At 62.0% G+C, this 17,761-nt stretch carries 18 protein-coding genes and 3 pseudogenes; 14 read left to right on the top strand and 7 right to left on the bottom strand.

The window, feature by feature from the left end:
- On the bottom strand, window positions 1-434 hold a 434-nt coding region (locus Q355_RS0110660), incomplete at its 3' end, for a hypothetical protein (protein WP_211247173.1).
- 730 nt (window positions 435-1,164) lie between these two features.
- On the opposite strand from Q355_RS0110660, the gene Q355_RS16505 reads away from it, so the two are divergent.
- Complete coding sequence (locus Q355_RS16505; RefSeq protein ID WP_084496112.1) at window positions 1,165-1,317, top strand: type II toxin-antitoxin system VapB family antitoxin; 153 nt, start codon at window positions 1,165-1,167, stop codon at window positions 1,315-1,317.
- 277 nt (window positions 1,318-1,594) lie between these two features.
- A pseudogene (locus Q355_RS17265) lies at window positions 1,595-1,933 on the top strand (magnesium chelatase subunit ChlI family protein); the annotation flags it as partial.
- On the opposite strand, the gene Q355_RS0110640 reads toward Q355_RS17265, so the two are convergent.
- Complete coding sequence (locus Q355_RS0110640; protein WP_027877788.1) at window positions 1,930-2,328, bottom strand: type II toxin-antitoxin system VapC family toxin; 399 nt, start codon at window positions 2,326-2,328, stop codon at window positions 1,930-1,932. The pseudogene Q355_RS17265 and the gene Q355_RS0110640 sit on opposite strands and share 4 nt — an antisense overlap.
- Entirely contained in the window at window positions 2,325-2,594 is a 270-nt protein-coding gene (locus tag Q355_RS0110635) for an AbrB/MazE/SpoVT family DNA-binding domain-containing protein (RefSeq protein ID WP_027877787.1), read from the bottom strand. Before Q355_RS0110635 ends, Q355_RS0110640 begins: the two co-directional genes overlap by 4 nt.
- Before the next feature lie 157 nt (window positions 2,595-2,751).
- Here Q355_RS0110635 and Q355_RS0110630 point away from each other — a divergent pair, with 157 nt between their 5' ends.
- Window positions 2,752-4,356, top strand: a complete 1,605-nt coding sequence (locus Q355_RS0110630; protein WP_051529389.1) for a hypothetical protein — start codon at window positions 2,752-2,754, stop codon at window positions 4,354-4,356.
- On the opposite strand, the gene Q355_RS16735 is transcribed toward Q355_RS0110630, so the two are convergent.
- On the bottom strand, window positions 4,337-4,477 hold the full coding sequence (locus Q355_RS16735; RefSeq protein ID WP_156941912.1) for a hypothetical protein: 141 nt from the start codon (window positions 4,475-4,477) through the stop codon (window positions 4,337-4,339). The two genes, Q355_RS0110630 and Q355_RS16735, sit on opposite strands and share 20 nt — an antisense overlap.
- Window positions 4,478-4,968: 491 nt before the next feature.
- Here Q355_RS16735 and Q355_RS0110625 point away from each other — a divergent pair, with 491 nt between their 5' ends.
- From Q355_RS0110625 to Q355_RS0110615, 3 genes are read left to right on the top strand one after another with little or no spacing between them, the layout of a single operon-like run.
- Complete coding sequence (locus Q355_RS0110625; protein ID WP_027877785.1) at window positions 4,969-5,949, top strand: CgnE/CgnB domain-containing protein; 981 nt, start codon at window positions 4,969-4,971, stop codon at window positions 5,947-5,949.
- A 7-nt stretch (window positions 5,950-5,956) separates the two neighbouring features.
- On the top strand, window positions 5,957-6,910 hold the full coding sequence (locus tag Q355_RS0110620; RefSeq protein WP_036259261.1) for an ABC transporter ATP-binding protein: 954 nt from the start codon (window positions 5,957-5,959) through the stop codon (window positions 6,908-6,910).
- Complete coding sequence (locus Q355_RS0110615) at window positions 6,889-7,659, top strand: hypothetical protein (protein WP_027877783.1); 771 nt, start codon at window positions 6,889-6,891, stop codon at window positions 7,657-7,659. The genes Q355_RS0110620 and Q355_RS0110615 overlap by 22 nt, the downstream gene beginning before the upstream one ends.
- 113 nt (window positions 7,660-7,772) lie before the next feature.
- Here the strand turns inward: Q355_RS0110615 and Q355_RS16915 are convergent.
- Together Q355_RS16915 and Q355_RS16730 are read right to left on the bottom strand one after the other, a co-directional pair.
- A pseudogene (locus Q355_RS16915) lies at window positions 7,773-7,961 on the bottom strand (IS701 family transposase); the annotation flags it as partial.
- Between the two features lie 5 nt (window positions 7,962-7,966).
- A complete protein-coding gene (locus Q355_RS16730; protein ID WP_156941911.1) occupies window positions 7,967-8,107 on the bottom strand; it encodes a hypothetical protein in 141 nt (46 codons plus the stop codon).
- A gap of 789 nt (window positions 8,108-8,896) precedes the next feature.
- Here Q355_RS16730 and Q355_RS0110600 point away from each other — a divergent pair.
- The 3 genes and pseudogenes from Q355_RS0110600 (at window position 8,897) to Q355_RS17145 (ending at window position 11,800) form a co-directional block, all read left to right on the top strand.
- Window positions 8,897-10,684, top strand: a complete 1,788-nt coding sequence (locus Q355_RS0110600) for an ABC transporter ATP-binding protein (protein ID WP_027877782.1) — start codon at window positions 8,897-8,899, stop codon at window positions 10,682-10,684.
- Window positions 10,685-10,695: 11 nt separating this feature from the next.
- Window positions 10,696-11,109, top strand: a pseudogene (locus Q355_RS17315) (MFS transporter); the annotation flags it as partial.
- 142 nt (window positions 11,110-11,251) lie between these two features.
- Window positions 11,252-11,800, top strand: coding sequence for an MFS transporter (locus Q355_RS17145; protein ID WP_027877780.1), 549 nt, complete (start codon window positions 11,252-11,254; stop codon window positions 11,798-11,800).
- 30 nt (window positions 11,801-11,830) lie between these two features.
- Here the strand turns inward: Q355_RS17145 and Q355_RS0110585 are convergent, their stop codons facing one another.
- Window positions 11,831-12,427, bottom strand: a complete 597-nt coding sequence (locus Q355_RS0110585) for a glycerol-3-phosphate acyltransferase (RefSeq protein ID WP_027877779.1) — start codon at window positions 12,425-12,427, stop codon at window positions 11,831-11,833.
- A gap of 310 nt (window positions 12,428-12,737) precedes the next feature.
- On the opposite strand from Q355_RS0110585, the gene Q355_RS0110575 reads away from it, so the two are divergent.
- The 5 genes from Q355_RS0110575 (at window position 12,738) to carA (ending at window position 17,738) form a co-directional block, all read left to right on the top strand.
- A complete protein-coding gene (locus Q355_RS0110575; protein ID WP_027877778.1) occupies window positions 12,738-13,931 on the top strand; it encodes an argininosuccinate synthase in 1,194 nt (397 codons plus the stop codon).
- 11 nt (window positions 13,932-13,942) lie between these two features.
- A complete protein-coding gene (locus tag Q355_RS0110570) occupies window positions 13,943-14,440 on the top strand; it encodes a GNAT family N-acetyltransferase (RefSeq protein ID WP_027877777.1) in 498 nt (165 codons plus the stop codon).
- A 61-nt stretch (window positions 14,441-14,501) separates the two neighbouring features.
- Complete coding sequence (gene argH / locus Q355_RS0110565) at window positions 14,502-15,899, top strand: argininosuccinate lyase (protein WP_027877776.1); 1,398 nt, start codon at window positions 14,502-14,504, stop codon at window positions 15,897-15,899.
- A 21-nt stretch (window positions 15,900-15,920) separates the two neighbouring features.
- Window positions 15,921-16,460: an N-acetyltransferase gene (locus tag Q355_RS0110560; protein WP_027877775.1), complete on the top strand. Its 540-nt coding sequence runs from the start codon at window positions 15,921-15,923 to the stop codon at window positions 16,458-16,460.
- Between the two features lie 111 nt (window positions 16,461-16,571).
- Window positions 16,572-17,738 carry a glutamine-hydrolyzing carbamoyl-phosphate synthase small subunit gene (gene carA, locus Q355_RS0110555; protein WP_027877774.1) on the top strand — a complete coding sequence of 389 codons (1,167 nt, stop codon included), beginning with the start codon at window positions 16,572-16,574 and terminating at the stop codon, window positions 17,736-17,738.
- Window positions 17,739-17,761: the final 23 nt, after the last annotated feature.

Below are 17,761 nucleotides of genomic sequence, written 5' to 3'. Positions count from 1 at the left end.
CTCAACCCGACCTTTTCCAGCTCCGATCGCATCTCGTCGGGGGTGGCGTTGAACAGGAACTGGAGCTCCGACCCCTCGAGCACGTTCATCGCCTCCACACTCACGTTATACGGGGTGGTCTCCTGCAAACCCTGGTACACACCGCTTGGTATGTACCAGTCTCCGACCTCGATATATCCCTCGTTCGGGTTGGTCGAGAGGACGTGGAGCGACTGGGTGCTGAGATCGCCCCTGGCGCGGATGTCCTGTGCCGTCAGGTAAAGCTTGCCCTTAGGGAGTGGTTTTACCTCTCCAATGTCTTTGACGTTGAAATAGTCGAGGGAATCCGAGGCTGTCATCACCCGTTTGCCCACCGAGTCCGTGGCCTTTTGCGTGCCACAACCGGCCACCAAAAAGGCCAAACCCGCCAACACCGCCAAACCCACTGCTTTCACCGTTCTCCTCCTAAACATGCCGACCTTACCTTCTCGCGCTGAGGTCGTTCACCAAGAAGCGTATGGATCGGGTTTTTTCTTGCCAACTCACCAAGACTCCCACGATCCGCCGATCTGCAGGAGGGGGTGGCTGACCGGGCTTGTTACTGACCCTAAGCGATACCATCTGGCCTAGTTGCACTTGCCGGGGATAGAGGCTAACGTCGTACCCAGAGGACTCAGCGGTGAGCCAGAACCACTGATTATCAAGAGCAAGGTCGGCGGCCTCGGTCTTGCTCAGGGTGAAATAGAAGATATCGCTATCGAAATGTTTGGTGACCACCCAGTAGCCGTCACTCTCCAAAATGGAGCGGGAGTAAGTGCCGCCCACCACCTCGGCCTCGATGGGGTAAGCCGGGTACACCAAGCTGCACGCGCTTAGGCTAAGGATTAGCAATATCAAGGTTGCAGCTCTCACAACACCTCCTTAGGGACAAGGGGTGATCCCAACTCCGCGCCAGCACCTGGAAAACTCGGGCAGCAGGGGGGTTTCGGGGACAATTGCGCCCTGGGAGATGATGTCTCCATTTAGGTTAATCCCCAGGACGTTGACCTAGGCCATCATTCTACCATCCAGCCCACTGTAGATGCTCACCCATAAGCGGATCACGGGCTGGTTGGGGTCTTGACTGTTACATCCGACTTAGAAGCACACTTAAATGCACCCAAGAGCGTGTATAGTCAGGACACCATGCCCCGCATCACCGTCGAGACCGACGAAGCCCTGCTGGAAGAGGCCCGCCGGGTTCTAGGGGTGCACACCAAACGCGAGGCCATCGAACGAGCCTTGCAGGAGCTGGTGCGCCAACAGCGCCGCCGGGCCATCCGGGTTCACGTCGGGTAGGTGGAGCTCGAGCTCACCCAGGAAACCTTGCGCGCGCTGCAAGAGACCCGCTAGTGACCCGCATTTTATGTAGATACCTCGTCCTGGATTGAGTCTTAATCATCCCAGTGGGGCCGGTCGGGTCAAGCAACCCCTGAGCAAGGCCCTGGAGGTGCACAAAATCGGGCTTATCGCACCCGTGGCTTTGGAGCTTCCATCTAGGGCAAAGAGCTGTAAAGACCGTCAACTTCTTGGTCCCGACCTGCAAGCCCTGACCTGGCTGCCCTTAGGAAGCGAAGAGGTGCCGCGCCTGACGCCGCAGGAGCTGTCCCGGGCCCCCGAAGGGGAGTCCACCGCCGCGGTGCGGGAACGGGTGCTGGCGGCAAGGGAGAGGATGAAGGCCCGCCAGGGGAAGCTCAATAGCGAACTCTTCGGTAGAGCGCTGCGCCAGCACACGGTGCTTTCCCCCTCCAGTGAAGCCCTCTTGCAAGCGGCTACTAAACGCTTAGCCCTCACCGCAAGGAGCTACGACCGCATCCTGCGGACAGCCCGCACCATCGCCGACCTCGCGGGGTCGGAGCGCATCCAGGAGGCCCACCTGGCGGAGGCGCTGACCTACCGGCGGGGTTTGCCCTAACGCACGACCCGCACCTCAACTCCTGCCTCCAGGTTGTTCCATGCGCTGTCGGTGGTGATGGCTGGCAGTTTCAGCCGCATAGCCAAGGCCAGACAGACCCGATCCCCCAGGGATAGCCCCTGGGCTTTGGTCAGGGGTCGTAGCGTTGCCACGAGGTGAACGTCTTCAGGGCCGAAGGGCACCACCTCCAACACACCCCCCAGCAAACCCTGCCGCACCAGGGCCTGCTCCAGCAGGTGCGCGTCCTGGCCCCACTCGGTCACCTTGCTGTAAACCTCGGCCAGATTGACGGCGCTAATAAAGCCGCCTCCAACCATCTGCCGAGCGACTTCCTCGGCCCCCGCCTCCTGGTTGAGGTAGGCCAGCAAGGCCGAGGCATCCAGCACCACGCTCATTCCTGCCGGGCCTCCCTGCGCCGTTCCTGGATCAGCTCTTGAGCCAGCGCTTTTTCCTTCAAAGCAGGGTAGAGGCGTTGCAAAAGACCCTTGCTTCCCAGCACAACTTCCTCCGCCTTGACCAGCTCGATCACCCCATCGTCCCAGAGCCGCAACAGCAGACGATCCCCCTCCCGCAGCCGTAAAACCCTACGCACCCCAGCGGGTAGCACCAGGCGCCCTTTGACCCCTAGCTGTACGGCTTGTTGCACCACGGGGTGTTTCATAATGAAATCGTACCACATTCTGAAATGTTCCACTTTGCTGATGCTGGCCTTGGCAGAGCTGGTTGTTCCTGTTCTCTCCACAACCGCACCAGACAAAAGTTTTGCATTCGTTCCCGAGCCTCAAGTGGGGAGGGGTACGGCTTGCTATACTCCCCCCATGGACGCCCTGGCCCTCTACCATCGGGGCCACTACGCCGAGGCCCTGGCCCTGGCCCAGCAGCAGGGCGAGCCCAAGACCGCCGCGCTGGCCCTGCTGGCCCTGGGAAAGCCTGCCGAGGCCGCAGCCCTGCTGGAGGCCTGGCCGCCGCGGGAGGAGACAGAAAGCGCCGAACGCCTGGCCCTCCTGGGCTTCGCCGCCTTCCGGCAGGGCGACCACGCCGCCTACCGCCGCCTGGCCCTGGCCGCCGCCCAGGCGGCCCAGACCCCCCTGACGCTCTACCACCTGGGCCTCTCGCTCCCGCCCGCCGATGGCCTGCTGGCCCTGCGAGAAGCCTTCCAGCAGCTACAAGCCCAGGGCGCCCCCGCCGAGGAGCAGGCTCGCCTGGCCTATGCCCTGGCCCACACCCTGCGGGGACTGGGGCGCTTTGCGGAGGCTCTTTCCTACGCCAGCCTGGCCGCCCTCCTGGCCCCCGGGCAGCCCTACTACCGCCTGGAGGAGCTCACCCTGCTGGCCTACGCCGGAGAGGAGCCCCTCGCTGCGCTGGCGCAGACCCTCCCCCCGCTGCTGGCCCATCCGTCCCCGGGGGTGCGCTACTACGCCCTCTGGCTCAGCCTGCTGCTGCAGGGGATGCAGGGGGAGGCCAGCCCGGAACTGCTGCAGACCCTCTGGGAACATAACCCAAACCCCCACCTGCTGGCCTACGACCTGCCCCTCCTGGTGCGGCTCTGCAAAGGCCATTCCTCCCAACAGACGCTCGTGGCCCGCCGACTGCGGGCGGCCAAAGCCCAGCCTTCCAGCCAAGCCCTGCCCCAGGCCCTGCTCTTGCTGGCCGAAGGGCTCTACCGCTACCCAGCGCCCGAGGCCCGCCCCCTTCTGAAGGAGAGCCTCCCCACCCTGGAAGCCGAGGGGGCGGAGGAGGCCCTGCGGGCGGTGGCCCACCTCTGTGCACTCAACGGGGAGCCCCTTCCCGAGCCCTACCGCCGCCTGGCCCAGGCCCTCCGCCCCGAGGCCCGGGCCCTCTTCCTGCCGGCGGAACTCCCGCTTACCCAGGCCGCCCCCTACCTGCAAACCCTGGGCAAAGCCCAACTCCAGGGCTACCCTGCCCTAAGGCCCCGCAGCCTGGAACTCATCACCCTGCTGCTGGCCCACCCTGAGGGGATCGAAGGGGAGAAGCTGGCCCAGGCGCTCTACCCCACGCCCAACCCCCAGGCCCTCCGGAGCGAGCTCTGCCGCCTGCGCCAGCAGGGCCTGGAAGTGCAGAGCCGCCCCTACCGGCTCCTTAGCCCCATCGGGGCCGACTTCCTCAAGCTCCAGGAAGCCCTGGAACAAAACCGGCTCTCCGAGGCCCTCAACCTCTACCAGGGCCCCCTCCTGCCCAGAAGCCAGGCCCCGGGCATCGAGCTTTTGCGCCACCGCATCGAAGAGCAGCTCAAAGAGGCCGTGCTGCAACACCCCGACCTCGAGCTGCTCTACCGCCTGGCCCAGCAAATCCCGGACGACCTTACCCTCTGGGAGGCCCTCCTACATCGCCTGTCCCCGCAAGACCCCCGCCATCCTGCGGTGCGGGCCTGGGTGCGGCGGCTCAGCGCCCAGTACCGCTAGCCTCCCCCGAGCGCACCGCCCCCGGTGGAACACAGTCGGGGCGGGTGCAGGCGTAGCCCAACTCCTTCCAACCCAAAGCCAGCAGAATCAGCGACAACAAAAACCATCTCACCCTGCGCATACCTCCATCCTTGCAAGGGCAAGGTAACCAAAACCGTCAAAAGGTAACCAATATGAGAGGGAAGGTAACCAAAATGAGTTAAGAACGTAACCATTCTGAGAGGGGGTTTGGTTACGTGAAGGATGCTAAGCATTAATATGGGATTGCAGTCGCAACCAAGTTAGAGAGGTGATCCTGATGGAGAAAACTTTGGAGCTCAAGCTAAATGCCCCACGTTTGCTTAGGTTCGTCGCAGAGGGCCACCACACGAAGACCTCAAGGCCTTATTCCGATCCACTTTGCAGTGTTGGAGAGGCACCTTCAAACAAGCCTATAGTGGGCGTTTTTGGTTACGGCTACACGGTCAGTTACAAGTGGCTTTCGCAGGCCAATGGTGTAGGCTCTCCCCGTGCCCCCCTGGTGAGCTGCCCTTGTACGGCTGGGATCTAAGGATTTAGATAAGGCTCTATTGTTGCGGTGTTGCGGCTGCAGTCCCATCCTAGGAGGCAGTGATGGAACAAGGATTGAAGGTCAAACTAGAACAGGCTTTGGCCCACGTTTTCGGCTCTGCTAAACCCCTTCTAGTCACGGACTCCATCGACATTGCTTCCTGGCTGAAAAGTCACGCTATAGGAGCCTTCCTCCTGGATGAAGTTGCCGACTTACCAAAACATCGGCGCAAGAACATAGTTCTCTTGCCCACTACCGGCAACGGCCTCTCTTTCTTCAAGCTAGAGCGCTTTTTCAAAAGTAGCCGAGTTCTTATTGTGCCTCTGGTTGCTTTTGATCCTTCTTTTGAGGCAGCTAAATATACAGTCAAATTGATTGCCTCTTCAGATTTCGCTGCGGCCACTAAGGAAAACAATAGGTGGGTTTCTGTCTTGGAGAACAGTGACATCAAGCGCCTTGTCTTCAAGGGGATGTACGGTGAGCTAGAGGTTATCCTTAAGGAAGGATTAGACCTCATGCTGCCTCGCACACAAGCAGGCTTGCTACCAGGTGAGTGGGAAGCTATAGGTATGTTCTTCGAAATAGCGATGATCCCAGATAATGAAGATTTCTTCCATCCCGGCTTTTTGGTAAATGGCGAAGTGACGGTTCCAGGGGTCGCCATTGCACACCATAGAATCATGCCCGAGCCACTCACTATTCTTCCAAAAAGAGCATGGGAGTTGTTGGGTGGACTCGTCAGGGATGGAAGATTCCCACTGAGCGTCACAATTGAGAATTCTCAAGTGAAACAGGTACGATCTTCGGATGGAACAAATTTAACAGATGAAATAGCGGAACTCTCCAATCCTCAGCTTGAACTTATGTTGGTGGAGATGGCAATCAGCAACAATCCTGGTCTAGAGGCTTCGGAACTCGACTGGAGCGTGAACTCTGTTCTCAATGAGGGCGCCCGCGGTGTCCACTTCGCCGTAGGTGACGGGGTTACAGGCGCCCACATAGATTTCATATGCCCAGGCATGAAGGACGTCCTCGTCGCGTGAGCTGCTTATGCACCCGAGCGTACGGTCCTCCCCTAGCCCAGCCCTATGGGCCCGCGGCCTGCGCAAGCGCTACCCTCAGGGAAAGAGCTGGATCGAGGCCCTGAAGGGGGTCGACCTGGAACTCCGTCAGGGGGAAATCCTAACCCTTCTGGGACCCAACGGAGCCGGAAAGACCACCCTGGTCAAAATCTTGGCGGGCTTGGTAGAGCCCGACGAGGGGAGGGTGGAGCTTTTGCGGGAAGGCCAGGGAACCTGGTTGGGAGCGGTGCTGGAGGGTAACCGCAACCTGTATTGGCGCCTTTCCGCCCTGGAGAACCTCATCTACTTCGGCACCCTGCGCGGCGTCGCCCCCAAAGAGGCCCGGCGGAGGGGCCTGGAACTCCTGGAGGTGATCGGTCTGCAGAATAAAGCCCACCAGACCGTAGGCACCCTCTCTCGAGGCCAGCAGCAGCGGGTCGCCCTGGCTGCTGCGCTGGTGCACGACCCCCCCGTTCTCTTCCTGGATGAACCCACCCTGGGGGTGGACCTCGAGGCTCAGGAGGCCATACGCTCCTGGCTTCTAAAGCTGGGAATAGACGGCAAGGCGATCCTCCTCACGACCCACCAGCTCGATCTGGCCGAGGCGGTGGCCAACCGGGTGGCCATCCTCCTGGAGGGAGAGGTGGCCTTGGAGGGAGAGACCCAAAAGGTGCTGCAAGGCTCCCCACGGGCGGTCTACCGCATAGAGCTGGCACTCCTCCTAGACGAGGGCGATTTGCGCCTGGGGCGGCTGCAAGCCCTGGGGGCCGAAGTGGAGGGAAGGGTGGTTCGGATCGTGGGTGAAGAAACCCTTTGGGAGGTCCTCAGAGTCCTGGACCCCTTGCCCATTGACCGGGTGGAGCGAGAGAGCCTATCCCTAGCAGGGCTTTTCTGGCGCGTACTCAGGGAGAGGAGGAAGCCGTGCTCCAGTGGGTCTACATAGAGCTCTGGCGCTTCTTGAAGGCTCTTAGTCGCTATCCGATGGAATTACTTGGGGGCTTTCTGGGCGTGCTGATGGTCTTCACCCTCTTTATTTACGGGGCCCGTTACCTGGCCGGCCCCGCCTTTTTCGGAGATCGCCTGGAGACCCTGGTGGTGAGCCTCCTGGCCTGGACTTTGGCCCTCTCCCTTCTCTCCCATATCGCCTCCACCCTGGCAGAGGAGGCTTTGTCCGGCATCCTGGAGCAGCTGGCCCTCACCCGCCCTGGCCTGTTGGGTGTGGTCTTGACGCGATCTGCACTCTCCTTGCTGCAGATGGGCCTTTTGAACATCCCGCTTTTCCTGGCTGTCACCCTCGTCTCGGGAGCCCGGCTGGACTTCGATTGGCTCATTCTGTTACCGCTGTTGACCTTGGCCTTGGGCGCGCTGGGGCTGGGGCTTCTGCTAGGCGGTCTGGCTTTGATCTATAAGCGGCTGGGCCAGCTCATCAGCATCTTGCAGTTCCCTCTGTTGGGTCTTTTCCTCATCCGCTTCGAAGCCCTGGCCCGGCCCTGGGGCGACCTCGGCTACCTCCTGCCCCTAACCCCCTCCGTGGGTGCCTTGCGCCTCATCCTTGGGCGGGAGCAGGTTCCCGAGTGGAGCCTCTTGGTGCTGTCGGGGGTCAACGCCCTGGCGTACCTGGTGCTGGGGCTTGTATTCTTTCGACGTGCGCTCCGCAGCGCGCGGCGACAAGGCACGCTGGGAACCCACTAAAAACAACAGCGAATGAACTCATCATGGGGATGCCGATACAAAAGGGACTTGCCGCCCTCTGGGTGGTGCCAGAAGACTTAGAAAAGTTTCGCACTCCCACTACCCAGTAGGACTTACGCAGTTGAGACAAGCTCATAGATAGGACGAGCCAGGTAGGTTCGGATGGCGTCGCGAACTATCGCGGTCTTGGCCTCATACCAGCTCACTCCCGTCTTCAACCGATACAGCTCCAACCTCAGAAAGGCTCGTAACGCAAGCAAAAGGTGGTTGAGCATCGCCACCGCTTTGCGGGCCTGGGTGCGGCGGCTCAGCGCCCAGTACCGCTAGCCTCCCCCGAGCGCACCACCCCCGGTGGAACACAGTCGGGGCGGGTGCAGGCGTAGCCCAACTCCTTCCAACCCAAAGCCAGCAGAATCAGCAACAACAAAAACCACCTCACCCTGCGCATACCTCCATCCTTGCAAGGGCAAGGTAACCAATATGAGAGGGAAGGTAACCAAAATGAGTTAAGAACGTAACCATTCTGAGAGGGGGTTTGGTTACGTGGGGGGTGCTAGGGTGAAAGTGCCTTTAGTACAGGCTAAAAGTGAAAGGGGGTTTACGGCCATGAAATACTGGATCAACAGGATCATTTGGGAAGACCAGAACAACCAACCAATCCTTCTTCGCCGAGGGAAGGAGGTACATTTGGCGTAGGACACGGTGCTGAGCGTCGGAGACCAGCTCAGAACTTTGAACGGTTGGGTTGAAGTGCGGGACGATTTTGGTCTGGTTGTTCGTCTAGAACCTAGCTCGGAACTTGCCTACGTCCTTGATCCACAAGGGGGCAACATTGCTCATCCATTTGAGCAGCCTTCTTTGATCTTCTTTGGTGAAGTGTACAAGTTTCGCTACTACGTTCGACCCCTCGAGGTAGTGGCTTGCGGGAAATACCGCACGTCTTGTTGGCTTTGTCCGTCAAGCATGCATGCTCGAAATCTTGATGAGAACAGGGGTGCCTTTTATGCCTTGGCAGGCAGGGTACCGATTTGGGAGTGGGATGAAGAAGGTGAATCTTTCGTGATAGTAGAGGTTCCTGAGGGGCATAAGGCAATCCTGCGTCACGACTCCGCAAAGCCCATGCGGAAAAGGTATATTGTCGAGGAAGTTTGCCCGATTACCTCTGAAGAGTGGGCCCATATTGCCTCAAACTACATAAACCCTGGGCGTTGGGCTAGAGAGGCAAACCGGGAGGTGGTTGCGACTGGCTCATAGGCGCTCCCTGTTACGCCAAATCGTTCCGGCGCTGCGGCAGGTTTTTCGAGCGGCCCCCCTCGAGGCCACCCTCTTGGTGGGCCTCCTTGCCGCAAGCGGCCTGATACCGGTGGGGGTGTTAAGCGCGACGCGGGCTTTGGTAGACGGTTTGGCCTATGGGTTGGGCAGCGGCGCCTTTACAACTGCGTTGCTAGGGCCGCTCTTAGGGCTGGCCTTGCTGTTTGCCCTCGACTTTTTGCTGGTGCCCTGGGTGGCCTACCTACAGGGTTCGGTGAACGAAAAGCTCACCGCCCGGGTACACCTACTGCTGATGGAGAAAGCAGCCGGCCTGCCCGATCTCACCCCCTTTGAGGACGCTGGTTTTTACGATGAGCTTCAGGTGCTGCGCGATCAAGCACCCTATCAGCCGCTCAATCTGTTGGTTTTTTTCGGCAATGCCTTTCGTGGGGGTATTGCTGTGGCCGGGGTGCTGCTCTTGCTCCTGACGTTGGCCCCTGTTTTCCCCTTGTTGTTGCTGCTGGCCACCCTGCCCCAAGCGCTGCTGACCTTCAGGTTGCAAAAAGGGGTGTGGGAGGCGGTGCTCTTCAGCGCTCCCGAGGCCCGCAGGATGCGCTACTATGCCGAGACTTTGCTCAACCCCGAGGCGGCCAAGGAGGTGCGCCTGTTTGGGCTGCTTCCTTTTTTCCGTGGGCGCTATCTCGAGGCTTTTGGGCGGCTATACCAAGAGCTCCGCCGCGCGCGCGGGCGGCAGGCCCTGGGGGCCAGCGGCTTGGTTTTTGTCAGCGCTCTGGCCACGGCGGCAGCGCTGTACCTAGGCCTGCGTCAGGCCCTCTCGGGCGCGAGCGGGCTGGGGAGCCTGGTGCTCTTGTTACAGTCGGTGGGGAGCCTGCAGCAAAACCTCTACGGCTTGGTGCAGGACGGGGGCATGCTATACGAGAGCCTTCTGTACTTCGAACGGCTCGAGGGCTTCCTGGCCCGCTCCTCTGCGCTGGCCCCTTCAAACGCAGGCCGAATGGTGCGGGGCTTTGAGGAGATTCGCTTTGAAAACGTGGGGTTTAACTACCCAGATGGCCGGCGCGCGTTGGAGGGGATCTCCTTTGTAATGCGTCGGGGGGAGCGGTTGGCCATTGTGGGGGAGAACGGGGCCGGTAAAACCACACTGGTTAAGCTTCTGCTCCGCTTCTACGACCCCAGCCAGGGCCGTATTTTGGTGGATGGGGTAGACCTGCGGGAATTAGACCTGGAGGCCTGGTGGCGCCTGGTGGCGGCAGTGTTCCAGGACTTTGGTCGCTACGCACTGACGCTGCGGGAAAACATTGTCCTTGCGGATTTAGAGCACCAATCTGACCTTGGGCGTTTGGAAGAGGCTGCCCGCGCCGGGGGCGCTTCGGAACTGCTGCGGCGGCTGGGTGCCGAGGCTCTTCTCTCCAAAGCTTTCGGGGGTACGGAGCTGTCTTTAGGGGAGTGGCAGCGGCTCGCCCTTGTCCGGGCTTTTTTCCGTCAGGCGGAGCTTCTGATCCTCGACGAGCCCACCGCCTCCCTCGACCCCAAAGAGGAAGCCCACCTCTACGGACGCTTTGCAGAGCTGGCCCAGGGCAAGACGGTGCTGCTCATCACCCACCGGCTGGCCTCGGTGCAGATGGCCGACCGGATTCTGGTGCTGCGGGAGGGCCGCCTGGTGGAGGAGGGAACCCACCGGGCCCTGCTCGAGCGAGGCGGAACCTATGCCGAGCTCTGGGGCTTGCAGGCTCGACTCTACCAGCCCGGCTGAAGGAGGCGGGAATGCCCTTGCTGGCCTGGCTGCGCCGCCACTACCCCGCGCTGGAGCACCCCCCGTACGCCCGGCTGCTCTGGGCCACGGCCCTCTCCAGCCTGGGCAGTCAGTTCACGGTACTGGCCCTGAGTGTGGCGGTTTTCAGCGCCACCGGGTCGGTGGCCTCGCTGGCGGGGATCTGGGCGGTGCGGGTGGCCTCGAGGCTCCTCATCCAGCCCTTCACCGGCGCCCTGGCCGATCGCTGGGATCGGCGTCAAACCCTGGTGGGGGGTTACCTGCTGAGCGCGCTGCTCTCGGCCAGCCTGGTGCTGGTGCTCCTGGAGCCTTTGCTGGTCTACCCGCTGGTCTTCCTGATCCAGACCGTAGAGGGCCTGGTCAGCCCCACCATGGCCGCGGTGGTACCCTCCCTGGTGCCCAAAGAGGCCCCGGTCTCTGCCAACGCCCTGCGGATGGTTTTGGGCAAGGTCACCGCCTCGCTGGGGCAGCACCCTCTGGGCCGAGGCCGCCGAGGGAATGCGTTTTGCCGTGATCCGCAAAACAGTGCTGACCATCTTGCTACTTTCCATGCTCACCTCTTTGTTCTGGCGGGTGGTGGAGATCGTGATGGTGCCCATCTCGCTGGAGGTGGCCCAGATCGGGGCCGCGGGCCTGGGGCTCTTGTATACCAGCCTCACCCTGGGGGGCGTGGTGGGGGTGGCTATGCTGGGGGCTCTAAAGAAAGGCATTCCCAGCCTTCCGCTGGTGGTCTTGCTCAACACCCTGCTGGCCGCCCCCATGCTGCTGGGCGCGACTTTCCCCACGTTTCCCATGCTTCTGGCGGTTTTCTTCTTGAGCGGCATCCTCTTCGACATCTCCGGGGTGGCCACCCAGTCGCTGTTGCAGGCGACAGTGCCCAGGCCGTTTCTGGGGCGGGTCTTCAGCCTGGTGAACGTGAGCCTGGCGCTGGGGGTGCTGCCAGTGCTGGGGCTGGTTAGGCCGCTCTCGAGCGCCCTGGGCGCTGCTGGGACCCTGCAGGCCACCGCGCTGGCGGTGGGTGCGCTGGGGGCAGTTTTGTACCTTGCGGCAAAGGTTCCAGGAAGACAGGCAGAGGAGAAGCAGGAGCCCTCCGGATGAAAAATTGCCTTTGCCCCAACCCAGTTTGGCTCAGGGCCTGGGCTTGCCTTTGCCGGCTCGAGCGGGCAATTGCCCCGGCGGGCGGTTCCACTCGGCCAGGTGCTTGAGCAGCACGGGCAACGCCACCCCAAAGCCAAACCACAAGTAGCTAAGGCTGCCGCCGACTGCGCTCGAGGCCAGCGGAAAGGCCAGCGCCGCCAGCGCCACACTGCGGTAGGGGTGGCGCGTTAGCAGGTAGGCCAGACCAAAAGCCCCACCGGCAGCGGCCAGAAGCCACGGGTTGATGGCAAAGAGAACCCCGATGCTGGGGGCAATGCCCTTACCACCTCGTCCCAGGAGCCAGACCGAGTAGCAATGCCCCAGCACTGCCAGCGCACCGGCCAGCAGCCCACCGTTCGGGTCACGCGCCAAAAACTCGCCCAGGGCCACCGCCATCAGGCCCTTGGCCACATCCAGCACCATCACCATCAGCCCTGGCACCGCCCCCAGCACCCGCCAGGCGTTGAGGGTTCCGACGTTGCCCGAACCTTCGGCCAGCAGGTTTTTGTTTTGCAGCAGGCCAAACCAGTAGGCAAAGGGCAGCGAACCGAGCCCATAGCCGGCCAGGGCCGCGTAAAGCCATTCCATAGCGCCCAGGCTACCAGATGGCGGACTGCCCCGCGAAGACCACCTGCTCGAACATTTATGCAGAAATGCCCTACATTTATTCGCTTTGCATCGGCGAGCCACGGCATGAACATGCAGCTATATTGCACCGGAGGACAGGTTGTGAACTCGAGATTTTTCTTCTAGAATTTTGACATAATCTGCCTTGACCGGGTTTGCTGCGGTATGTATCCTTATACGGTATGCTCGAGCGCCCCAGCGGTTGTTTCGAATGCGCTTTGGCGGTACTGTATGGCTTTGTGTGGGGCCCAAAGCCCCTCGAGGTGAATGAATGAAAATCGTGCTTGCATACTCCGGCGGCCTGGACACCAGCATCATCCTGAAGTGGCTCATTGAAAACTACAACGCCGAGGTCATCACCTTCACCGCCGACATCGGCCAGGGCGAGGAAGTAGAGGAAGCCCGGGTCAAGGCCCTCCAGACCGGCGCTAGCAAGGCCTATGCCCTGGATTTGCGCGAGGAGTTCGTGCGCGACTTTGTCTACCCTATGCTGCGTTCCGGTGCGCTGTACGAGGGCTACTACCTGCTGGGTACCTCCATTGCCCGGCCCCTGATCGCCAAGCACCTGGTGCGGATCGCCCAGGAAGAAAATGCCGAGGCCATCTCCCACGGGGCTACCGGCAAGGGCAACGACCAGGTGCGCTTCGAACTGACCGCCTACGCGCTCAAGCCCGACATCAAGGTGATTGCCCCCTGGCGCGAGTGGAACCTGGTGAGCCGGCCCCAGATGATGGAGTATGCCGCCATGCACGGGATTCCGGTGCCCACCACCCTCGAGAAGCCCTACAGCGTAGACTCCAACCTGCTGCATAACTCCTTCGAGGGCGGGGTGCTGGAAGACCCCTGGGCCGAGCCGCCCGCGGGGATGTTCCGTCTGACCCAGGACCCCTGGCGTGCTCCCGACGAGCCCGAGCTGGTGGAGATTCAGGTTGAAGGCGGTGATGTGGTGGCCGTCAACGGTGAGCGTCTTTCCCCGGCTCTTCTACTGGCCAAGCTCAACCAAATTGGTGGGCGGCACGGCATCGGGCGGGTAGACCTGGTGGAAAACCGCTTTGTGGGGATGAAGTCGCGCGGGGTTTACGAAACCCCTGGCGGCACCCTGATGTACCACGCCCGGCGGGCGGTGGAGAGCCTCACCCTCGACCGCGAGGTGATGCACCAGCGCGACCAGCTTGGGGTCAAGTACGCCGAGCTGGTCTACAACGGTTTCTGGTTCGCCCCCGAGCGGGAGGCCCTGCAGGCCTACATGGATCACGTGGCCAAGAGCGTTACCGGTACGGTGCGCTTCAAGCTATACAAGGGCAATATCATTATGGTTGGGCGCATCTCGCCCCTCTCACTTTACGATAAGAGCCTGGTTTCCTTCGATGAGAAAGGCGGCTACAACCAGGCCGATGCCGACGGCTTCATCAAGCTCAACTCGCTGCGGCTGCGGGTGCGGGCCAAGGCCCAGCCCAAGGACTGAAGGAGCCGAGTATGTCCGCCCTGGTGCAGATTCGCCCTGCCACCCCCGCCGATGCGGAGGCCGTGGCCCAGGTGGTGCGCCGGGCCTGGGCCGACCGGGTGGCCCCCGACTCCTCCGGTCACCAAGAAAGCCCCGCGCAGGTACGGGCCGACCTCGAGCGTGGCTATGCCTGGGTGGCGCTGGACGGGGAAGCGGTGGTGGGTACAGTACGGCTGGTGCGGCATCCGCACCCGCTGGAGCGGGGGGTGTGGGAGGTCAAAAAACTGGGGGTGCTTCCTGAGTACCGCCAGCAAGGGGTGGCTCATCGGCTGATGGAAGCTGTGTTCCGCCAGGCCTTTGAGCTTCGGGCCAGGGAGCTGCGCCTGGCCGTGCGCCACGACCAGCCCAAACTGCTGAAGTGGTACACCCAGTTTGGTTTTTCCTACGATCCCAGCCTGCGCTACAGCACACCCAACCCCAAAACCCCAGCGCCATTTGTGATGTCGAAAAAGCTCGAGGTGCTATCGTGAAGCGCAAGCGCAAGATTGTATTTACACTCCCGCGTAATCTTCGGGGGGAGAGGGGGGATTTTTGAGCCAGGACACCGCTCAAAAAACCTGGGGAGGCCGCTTCAGCGAGGCCCCCAGCAAAATCGCGCAAGAGTTCAACGCCTCCTGGACCTTTGACCGTCGCTTGGCCCTGGTGGATATCCAGGGCTCGCTGGCCCATGCGGCCATGTTGGCCCAGCAGGGCATCCTTACCCCCGAGGAAGAGGCCCAGATTCGCCAGGGCCTTTTGGCGGTAGAGCAGGAGATTTTGGGGGGTACCTTTCAGTGGCGCGAAGAGCTGGAAGACGTGCACATGAACATTGAGGCCCGCCTGATCGAGCTTATTGGCCCGGTAGGGGGCAAGCTGCACACCGCCCGCAGCCGCAACGACCAGGTGGCCACCGACCTGCGCCTGTGGGTGCGGGGCGAGCTAACCCGACTGCTGGAGGAACTCAAGGCGCTGCGTAAGGTGCTGGTGCAGGAGGCCGAGAAGTACCTCGAGCCCCCCCTGATCCTTCCGGGCTACACCCATCTGCAACGGGCCATGCCGGTTTTGCTTTCGCACTGGTTTCTGGCCTACTACCAGATGATCTCCCGCGATGCAGGCCGCCTGCAGGACGCCCTGAACCGGCTCAACGAGTCGCCCCTGGGGGCCGCGGCCCTGGCCGGTACGGGCTTCCCCATCGACCGCCACGCCACCGCACAGGCCCTGGGCTTTGCCCGCCCCATGCGCAACTCCATGGATGCGGTGGCCTCGCGCGACTTTGTGCTCGAGGTGCTGGCGGCCCTGGCCATCGCTCAGATCACCCTCTCGCGCCTGGCCGAGGAGATTGTCCTCTACACCACCCTCGAGTTCGGCTTTGCCACCCTGCCCGACGCCTTTAGTACCGGCAGTTCGATCATGCCGCAGAAGAAAAATGCCGACCACGCCGAGCTGATCCGGGGCAAGGCGGGCCGGGTGCTGGGCAGCTTCGTGGCCCTGGCCACCCTCACCAAGGGCCTGCCCCTGACCTACAACAAAGACCTGCAGGAGGACAAAGAGCCCCTCTTCGATGCGGTGGACACCTACCGGGCCTCGGTCAAGCTGCTGGCCGCCATGCTGCCGGGCCTGCGCTGGAACCCCCAGATCATGTTCCGGGCCGCCGAGTCGGGCTTCTCGCTGGCTACCGAGCTGGCCGACTATCTGGCTGAACGGGGCTTGCCCTTCCGCGAAGCTCATCACGTGGTCGGGCGTATCGTGCGGCACTGCGCCGAAGCGGGCAAGGAACTGCGCGACTTGAGCCTGTCCGAGTTGCAAGGTTTTCACCCCTTATTTGGCGAGGACGCCCTGCCGCTCACCCGCCTGGAGACGGCCATCCACCGACGACGAAGCTACGGCGGTACAGCACCCGAAGCGGTGCGGGAAGCCCTGCAGGTAGCGCGGCTCGAGGTCGAAGAATGATATTGGGAGGTTTGGGGGAAGATGAACACCATTGAGATTGGAACCACCGTGTTGCCCAGGGTGCGGTGGGATGCCAATGTGGAGCTGCGCAAGGCCCGCATGAAGGATGTAGACCCCATCTACACCCTCATCAAGTACTGGGCCGAGCGGGGCCTGATGCTGGTACGCAGCCACAACCACCTATACGAAAATCTGCGCGACTTTTTTGTGCTGGAAGACGAAGACGGCCAGATCGTGGGCAGCGGGGCCCTGCACATCCTCTGGCACGACATCGCCGAGGTGCGGGGTCTGGCCATCCACCCCGACCGCCAGGGGCAGGGCCTGGGCCGCTGGATTGCCCTGGCCGCCGAGCGTGAGGCCAAGGACCTGGGCATCCCCCAGATTTTTGCCTGGACGCTGCAGGTCAAGTTCTTCACCAACCTGGGCTACCAGGTGACCACCCGCGAGGCCCTGCCCCCCAAGGTGTTTGCCGAGTGCAGCGCCTGCCCCTTTTACGACAACTGCCGCGAGATTGGGGTGACCAAGGTGCTGGACGTCGAAAATGCCTATAAGCGGGTCTGAGCAGCCGGAACGAGTCCACACCAGTACGGGGTTCATGCAACTTTCGAAGGTTGGCTGTATATAAATGCGAAAAGCGTGTATATTGTCAGTTTGGGAAGCGAGGCTTAGGGCATGAGAGAACGCGCAGTGCTGGTACTCGAGGATGGCACCGCCTACCACGGCTACGCCTTTGGTCACCGGGGTAAGAGCGTGGGAGAGGTGGTGTTCAACACCGCCCAGACCGGCTACCAGGAAATCCTGACCGACCCCAGCTACCACGGCCAGATCGTGGTGATGACCTACCCCCACCAGGGCAACTACGGGGTGAATGTTTTCGACATGGAGTCCAACCGGCCCTGGGTGCGGGGCTTTGTGGCGCGGGAGTTCAGCAAATACACCGCCGGCCCCCGCGCCCAGCAGAGCCTGGAAGAGTTTATGCGCGATACCGGGGTGATTGGCCTCGAGGGCATCGATACCCGGGCCCTGGTGCGCAAAATCCGCGAGGGCGGGGTGATGAAAGGGGTGATTGCCCATGCCACCCACTTCGGTTCGCCCGGCTACCGCTTTACCCCCGAAGACCTGGCCGCCCTGCGCGAAGAGGCCCGCAAATGGACCGATATTGACGGGCGGGACATGACCCCAGAGGTCTCCACTCCGCTGCCCTACCAGTTCCCTACCTTCAAGGGGCAGCGCCGGGTGGTGGTGATGGACTTTGGCATCAAGCACGCCCAGATGCGCTACATGGCCGAGCTAGGCTTCGAGCTGATTGTGGTGCCGGGCAAGACCAGCCCCGCGCAGATCATGGCCCTGGAGCCCCACGGCCTCTTCGTCTCCAACGGCCCCGGCGACCCCAGCATGCCCCGCTACGCCCACGAGACCCTCTGGAAGCTGATGGGCTTGTTGCCCACCTTTGGCATCTGCCTGGGCCACCAGCTCTTGGGCCTGGCCGCAGGGGGGCGCACCTTCAAGCTCAAGTTTGGGCATCGGGGGGCCAACCACCCGGTTAAGAACCTGCTCACCGGCAAGATCGAGATCACCAGCCAGAACCACGGCTACGCGGTAGACCCCGACTCCCTCAAAGACTTCAAGCCCACCCACATCAACCTGAACGACGGGACGCTGGAAGGCATGGCCCACCTGCGCTACCCGGTCTTTAGCGTGCAGTACCACCCCGAGGCCTGCCCCGGCCCGCACGACTCGATCTACCTGTTCCACCGCTTTTTGGAAGAGGTGGACGCTTTCAACGGCCTGACCGGGGTGCCGGTGGAGAAGGCGCGGGTGGGCGGTCTGGGGATTTGAGCCCCTTCTTGCTCTGGTTTGTC

The sequence above is a fragment of the Meiothermus cerbereus DSM 11376 genome (assembly GCF_000620065.1).
GTDB classification, from domain to species: Bacteria; Deinococcota; Deinococci; order Deinococcales; family Thermaceae; genus Meiothermus; species Meiothermus cerbereus.
The sequence above is the reverse complement of the archived record's forward strand: the minus strand, read 5'-3'. Positions and strand labels throughout refer to the sequence as shown.